This window comes from Pseudoalteromonas sp. PAR1 (assembly GCF_947311895.1).
Lineage (GTDB): Bacteria > Pseudomonadota > Gammaproteobacteria > Enterobacterales > Alteromonadaceae > Pseudoalteromonas > Pseudoalteromonas lipolytica_C.
The window spans coordinates 283,867-290,947 of record NZ_CAMZMY010000002.1 but is presented as its reverse complement, the minus strand read 5'-3'; the positions used below and the strand labels follow the sequence as shown (position 1 = coordinate 290,947).

5 protein-coding genes are annotated in these 7,081 nt (G+C 38.5%); 3 read left to right on the top strand and 2 right to left on the bottom strand.

Annotation, left to right across the window (positions count from 1 at the left end; genetic code table 11):
• Positions 1-117 precede the first annotated feature (117 nt).
• Entirely contained in the window at positions 118-1,269 is a 1,152-nt protein-coding gene (locus tag QL229_RS02815; protein ID WP_135923901.1) for a chorismate mutase, read from the bottom strand.
• Positions 1,270-1,601: 332 nt separating this feature from the next.
• Between QL229_RS02815 and QL229_RS02810 the strand changes: the two genes are divergently transcribed.
• Entirely contained in the window at positions 1,602-4,601 is a 3,000-nt protein-coding gene (locus QL229_RS02810) for an EAL domain-containing protein (RefSeq protein ID WP_281546460.1), read from the top strand.
• Positions 4,602-4,617: 16 nt separating this feature from the next.
• On the opposite strand, the gene QL229_RS02805 is transcribed toward QL229_RS02810, so the two are convergent.
• A complete protein-coding gene (locus QL229_RS02805) occupies positions 4,618-4,947 on the bottom strand; it encodes a stress response translation initiation inhibitor YciH (protein ID WP_135923902.1) in 330 nt (109 codons plus the stop codon).
• Between the two features lie 133 nt (positions 4,948-5,080).
• On the opposite strand from QL229_RS02805, the gene QL229_RS02800 reads away from it, so the two are divergent.
• Both QL229_RS02800 and QL229_RS02795 read left to right on the top strand, forming a co-directional pair.
• On the top strand, positions 5,081-5,386 hold the full coding sequence (locus QL229_RS02800; protein WP_135923903.1) for an STAS domain-containing protein: 306 nt from the start codon (positions 5,081-5,083) through the stop codon (positions 5,384-5,386).
• The gene (locus QL229_RS02795; RefSeq protein ID WP_235382064.1) at positions 5,386-7,056 is read left to right on the top strand and encodes a fused response regulator/phosphatase; all 1,671 of its coding nucleotides are present in this window, start codon (positions 5,386-5,388) and stop codon (positions 7,054-7,056) included. Before QL229_RS02800 ends, QL229_RS02795 begins: the two co-directional genes overlap by 1 nt.
• Positions 7,057-7,081 lie beyond the last annotated feature (25 nt).

Genomic DNA, 7,081 nt, shown 5'->3' with positions numbered 1-7,081 from the left:
AGTTAGTTGCCTAACTACGGATTGTGAATGATCATTCTGATCGGTCAACTGATCAACTTCTTAACTGATCAGCATTAGCCTGTTGGCTCCTTTATTTAACTAATAGAATAAAGTGGATTAAACGCTTACTGCTTGTAATGATTCACTTTGATAACAGCCTAATACACGGGTGTACTGGGTGTGTTCTTTTAGCTCTTCGAGCGCTTGTTTCACATGTAAGTCATCAAGGTTCGCTTCAAGGTCGACATAAAACACTTCTTCCCATGGGTTACCAGGTACAGGGCGAGATTCAAGCTTTACGAGATTGATCTGATGATGTTTAAAAATCATCAGTGCATCTGCCAACGAACCGGCTTGTTGTTTTGTAGCCATAATTAAACTGGTTTTGGTCGGAATTTGCTTTGAAACTTGTAACGGCTTACGTGCTACAACGATAAAGCGGCTATGATTTTCACTTTGGTTAGCAAGACCTGACTTAACAACCTCTAGGCCAACATTTTTACCGGCTTGTGCTGAACCAATTGCGGCACTGTTAGGTGTTTCAACAGCTGATTTTAAGGCGTGATAGGTTGAGTCGCAGGTTTCATGCTGAATATCTCCCAAACCTTGGATAAAGCGGCTGCATTGAGCAAAAGGCTGAGGGTGAGCAAACACTTTGTTGATGTGAGAAAGCTCCGTGCCAGGCATCGCTAATAGGCAATGTTCAACACTATGCGTAACTTCACCGACAATGGATACTTGCGCATGTTGTAATAAATCAAACACCTCATTAATACTGCCTGAGCTGGTATTTTCAATAGGCAATAAGCCAAAGTCTGCCTGACCACTTTCTACTTTACCTGTGATTTGATCAAAACTAGTACAGCCCATTTCAATTACTTTACCTGGGCGACGGCTAAAATATTTATGGCAAGCTAGTTGGCTATATGAGCCTTGTCCACCTAAGTATGCTACGCGGTGTGTTTCGCTCATTGCTTCAGGGTTGAGGTTCTTTTGCAACATGGCTTGCTGATTTAAAACTGAGTCTTCAAGAATGGTCTGAAAGACATTGTTTATGTAGTAGGCGTCTAGGCCAAGTGATTTACCATAGCTTATTAGCTTTTCGAGCAACGCTTGCTCACGTGCTTCATCTCGTATTGGTTTATTGTTAGCAATTTTATACTCAACAACGCTATGGCTTATTCGGCGTCTTTTGGCCAGTAAGACTAATAAATCTGAATCAATTTCATTGATATCGTGTCGTAATGCATTTAATACATCATTGCTCATGTTGGTTTCCTCATTCCAAAACAGTGCACAAACAAAAAAGCCTCCCAAGAGGGAGGCTTTAGCTATTCGGTGAATTTATCTCGCAAACAGTTAAGCCTCCTCTATCTAAAGAAGCTAAAAAACGAAAAACGTGTGCGAGAGATAATTTTATTCATTGCTTTAATGTAAAAACACTTGTACACAAAGTCAACTGCATATCGCAGTAATTTATAAATGAGTACACTGATTAGGAAAATTCATTAATCTTCATAAAAAATTTATAAATATAAAAATGAATCTGGTATATTTGTTTTTGCATAATAAATAATAACAATTATTAATAAGGTAGTCCTGTGGTGTATCGACGACCGCCATCACGGTTTGGTGTGAATTCATTAAGTATGAAATTGTCGCTGCTGATCTCTGCGATTTGTTTAATTGCGGGTATTTGTGCAGCGGCTTTAATGCTCAAATCCGAAGAGAAGCAACTCGTGTTTGAAGAGCATGATCTCTTAAAGCACTCAAGTGAACGCTTAACAAAGCAGTTTAATCATTTAATCAACACTAAAATTAATATTGCGGAACAGGCTAATTCAGTTGTTAGTAGCCAGTTGCTACAAAGCGACTCTCATTTGCAAAGTAATTTTAACTCAGAAATTAAATTTGCTGTAGACGGAAGTATTCGTAGCACTTCTGCTGATGGGTTATCAGCTGCATTTATACCACAAGAAAATTACTCACCGTTTTACAAACAATTAATTAATGATTCCGAGTCATTATGGAAAATTGTTTCACCTACCTTAATCCAAGACTTTTTCAATTTCTATCTGATCACAAAAGACAATTTTATTCGTATTGCGCCGCCTAACTGGGCGCTAAATGTTCCGGGCGATTTTAATTTTACGACTGGTAAAACCTTTAACTACGCTAAAGAAGCTACCAACCCAAGTCGTGAAGCTGTTTGGTCAAATGTTTATTACGATAATATATGGCACAAATGGGTTGTGAGTGTGCTCGTTCCTATTTATCGTGGAAATGAGTTTTTTGGTGTAACAGGAAGTGATATTGCACTTGGAACACTGCTTTCTCAATTACCGATTGGCGATCGCGAACAAAACCTATTTGTTTTTGATGCGAATGGTCAATTATTGGCGCACCCTGATTTAGATAAGAAAACATTAGAAAAGTACGGGCGTGAGGGGAAAAAATTAGCGACTCAAGATTTTGTGAATGCTGACTTGCAAAAGCTAGTCTCTGAAACCATTCGTCTTAGGTTGCCTGAGTCGGCAAATTCATTTGTACAAGATGGTGAAACTCACATTATCAATATCCGCAAAGTTGAACAGCTAGACTGGTATATTGGTATTTATAAAAAGCGTTCATCGGCATTATCTGCGTTAGAAGAGCTGAAAGTTAAATTTTTTGGCTTATTTATTTTGTACGCTATTTTAGTTGCACTGTTACTTCATCAAGCACTTTATCAATTAGTGTTACGCCGTATTCACTCTTTGGTTAATGCTGTGGTGAGCTTTGGTAAAGGGCAATTGCAAACAGAGTTTCCCAAAGAAAATAAAGATGAAATCGGTACCTTGAATGGTTCTTTCAGAGATATGGCCGTTGAGATCCGTAAATTGATAGATGGTTTAAATCAGCGTATCAGTGAAAAGGAAATTGCAGAAAAAGCGGCAAATCGATTATCTAAGGCTGTTGCATTCTCCGGAACAGGGGTGGTCATTACAGATGAAGAGTTTGAAGTAAAATACGTCAACCCAAAAATGGTTGAGATGACAGGCTTTGAAGAACGTCACTTTATAGGCTCTCCTTTACTGAGCATTATTTCACAAGAGATGGCAATATTAGTTGATGATATTGATATTGACCTGCGAAGCCGAAATTATTGGCGCGGTGATACCTTATTACAAGCAAATGATCGTCAATCTGTTTGGGTTTCTTTAAGTATTTCGCCAATTCGTGAAGACAGTGGTGAGATAACCAGTTACGTGGCATCAGCTCAAGATATTTCTTTTGTAAAAGAAAGCCAACGTAAGATGGAGCAACTTGCTTATTTTGATACCTTAACGGGGCTTGCAAACCGTACTTTCTTTAGAATGCAATTGCGTAAGTCAATGGCCTTAGCAGAGCGTGGTCATTATGCCTTTGCTTTGTTCTATTTTGATTTAGATGAATTCAAGCGTATCAATGATACGTTAGGCCATGATGCAGGTGACCAATTACTGGTTGAAGTAGCCAATCGCTTGAAAAAACGTTTACGCACAGAAGATACCATTGCCCGTTTAGGCGGTGATGAGTTTGCGGTTTTACTTAGTGGTATTGAACATCAAACTCATGCGACAGAAGTTGCTAATACCATTCAACGTACGCTTAATGAGCCAATTAAGTTAGGTAACAATGAAGTGATCATTAGTGCCAGTATTGGTATTACAATGGCACCATTTGATAGCCAAGAAGAAGACCAATTACTCAAACATGCTGATCTTGCAATGTATGAAGCAAAAGCAAAGGGACGAAACACCTATCACTTCTACAGCCAAGAATTAAATGCTGCTGCGAATGAACGATTATTCATTGAAAATGAGTTACGTACAGGTATTCGTGAAGGCCAATTCAGAGTGTACTACCAACCTCAAGTTGATTGTCGTAACAACCAAGTTGTTGGGTACGAAGCGCTGATACGTTGGTTCCATCCGGAAGAGGGAATGATCCCACCGACAAAATTTATTCCTATTGCAGAAGCAACTGGATTAATTGTTGAGTTAGGAGCCTGGATTTTAAAAGAAGCCTGTGAGTTTGCAGCTCGATTAGCAGATCAGAATTTAAAAAATAATATCTCGATTAACTTATCTGCTCGACAGTTTAAAGATGCCAACCTAGTATCGACGCTTGATAACATTATTAAGCAAACCGGTGTTGAGCCAAAGCGGCTGCACTTAGAGCTCACAGAAAGTATGCTGATGGGGCATGTAGAAGCTGCTATCTTGCAACTACATCAACTGAAAGCATTGGGCGTGTCGATTTCGATTGACGACTTTGGTACAGGCTATTCATCATTAAGTTATTTGAAGCGTTTCCCGGTTGATATTTTGAAAGTTGACCGCTCGTTTGTTAAAGATATTCCTGAGGATAGCAACGACATGGAAATCACGGCTGCAATTATCGCGATGGCGCAAAAGCTTAAACTAAACGTGGTTGCTGAAGGGGTTGAAACGATTGAACAAATAGAATTTTTGCAAAATAACAATTGTTATATTGTGCAGGGCTTCTATTACAGTAAACCAGTCCCAGAAGATGAGTTACCAGCACTTTATGAGCACCTAAGGTCAATGAAGTCATAATGAGTGAGGGGGCTGACTAGCCCCCTGCAATTTTTACTTTAAATTTAAGCCCTTCGAGAATAGCTTTGAGTTTTTCTCTGTCGTCACCTTGCACCTCAATGATGCCTTCTTTAACGGCGCCACCTTGACCCATTTTACTTTTAATGGTTTTAGCCAGCTTTTTTAAGTCATGTTGCTCACTGTCAATACCAACAACTAGCATGACGCCTTTGCCTTTGCGGCCTTTTGTTTGACGCTCAATACGTAAAAAGCCATCTTTAAACGTTTTGCTTTGGGTTGGCTTTGTTTCTTTAGGTTGTTCAATACGGCCAGTCGCTGTTGAATAAACTAGATTATTGTCGCTCATAGTGGATCTCATTGTGAAAGCTTGCCCAAATAATAACAAATTTCATTCTAAGTGTTTTAATTTTTGGCTTATTTCTTTTAAGCAGTTATATTTAGATAATTCTGAGGAAGGAATTGTTTGTTAGGAGTTTATTATGAGTTTAACGTGCAGTACATCTGCAGATGGCGAAATTTTAACCGTTCAGATCAAAGGAAAGTTTGATTTTAATCTAGTGCAAACTTTTCGTCAGGCTTATGCTGACTTAAACGATAATATTAACAAAGTTGTTATTGACCTAAGAGAAACAGACTATATGGATAGCTCTGCACTAGGTATGCTGCTTAACATGAAAAAAAACCTTTCTGGTAAGGTCGACACAATTCAAATCAGTAACTGTCAGCCACAGCTAAAGAAAATTCTGCAAATTTCTCGTTTTGACAAAAAGTTTGATATTGATTGATGCTAAATATACTGGTTGTTGATGATTTAGAGTTAAATCGCCGTCTATTAACAGTGATGTTAGAGCAACAAGGTTATCGTGTTTTTACTGCCGATAATGGCTTGAATGCATTAAAGCTATTAGAAGAGAATAAAATCGACATCGTGTTACTTGATGTCATCATGCCAGTTATGGATGGTTTTGAAACTGCATCGATAATCAAAAAGCGCTTCAGCCAAGTTTACCTGCCAATTATTTTTATTACCTCATTAGAAGATGAGGCAAGTTTTGAGCGTTGTTTAGCTGTTGGGGGAGATGACTTCTTACAAAAACCATTTCAAGAAGTGATTCTAAACGCCAAGATAAAAGCACATAGCCGAATTAGAAACTTAAGCCAAAAAGCCCATGATCAGAATTTGCAACTTGAGTACCATCAAAATCAAGTTGAAAGAGAGCATGAGATTGTTGAGCATATCTTTAATAACGCATTAGAAAACCAGCAAGCATTTCCTGCTCATTTAGACTTCCATTTATCTCCTGCCGCCATGTTTAATGGTGATATGTTTCTTGTGGCACAAAGCCCTATTGGCAGTTTATATTGCATGTTAGGAGACTTTACAGGTCACGGCTTAGCTGCAGCGGTTGGTGCATTACCCGCTTCACGCGTGTTTTATACCATGGTAAGTAAAGGTATGTCGGTCAGTGATATTGCGGCTGAAATTAATACTGTACTGGGCAATTTACTGCCAGGCCATATGTTTTGTGCTGCGACTATTTTAGAGTTGAGTAAGTCTGGAAGAAGTGTTTCAGCATGGTTAGGTGGTTTACCTGACATTTATGTTATTAATGAAAAAGGCAACATAACCCGAACGCTAGAATCACAGCATATGGCGCTGGGTATTCTTGAGCCTGAAGAGTTTGAACGTGGTTTAATTCACATCGAAGTTGAGCCATCATCGCGAATCGTGATGGCAACAGATGGCATTATTGAAACAACTAACCTCAATGATGAGTACTTTGGTGAACAGAGATTTAAAAAAGTATTAGCGTCAAAATCGTATATAAGTACAGAACAAATAATTGAGCGTGTTAATCGTTTTGCGCGTGGCAATCAACAACAAGATGACTTGAGCTTAGTGTTGTTAAATTGTTTGCCGGTTCCTTCACCAGAACAGACATATGAGCAGTTTTCGCCTTTACCTTTTCATATCTCAATGAGCTTAAACGCAAAGCAAATTAAAAGTACCGACCCCGTTTTAGAAGTGATCGAACTGCTTAGCAAAATTGGTGGCTTAAATGATCATCGGGCTAATATATTTTTGATGTTATCTGAAGCTTATAATAATGCACTTGATCATGGTGTTCTTGGGCTTGACTCAGAGATAAAAAACCAAGAAGACGGTTTTTTAATCTATTATCAACAACGAGAAGAAGCTCTGGCTTCGTTAAGCGAAGCATTAATCATAATAGATATTCAATATAGTCCCGAAACATTAGAATTAGACTTTACTATTTGTGACTCAGGGAATGGATTTTCAAAAACAGGGCAGAGTCAGCAAAACCTAGTTAGAGAACATGGTCGAGGTCTATGTTTACTTTCTGAGATAGCTTCTAAAGTCTCATTTAATAGCGCTGGCAACCAAGTCGAAATTAATTATAAATTAACTGCAAGCAAAGCTAGCTCACACTAAAATCGCATGTTATCATTTCGGCATT

Excerpts from the sequence above, each read along its gene's own strand:
- QL229_RS02795 (WP_235382064.1), top strand. The coding sequence starts at position 5,386 with ATGCTAAATATACTGGTTGTTGATGATTTAGAGTTAAATCGCCGTCTA.
- QL229_RS02815 (WP_135923901.1), bottom strand. The coding sequence starts at position 1,269 with ATGAGCAATGATGTATTAAATGCATTACGACACGATATCAATGAAATT.
- QL229_RS02805 (WP_135923902.1), bottom strand. The coding sequence starts at position 4,947 with ATGAGCGACAATAATCTAGTTTATTCAACAGCGACTGGCCGTATTGAA.
- QL229_RS02800 (WP_135923903.1), top strand. The coding sequence starts at position 5,081 with ATGAGTTTAACGTGCAGTACATCTGCAGATGGCGAAATTTTAACCGTT.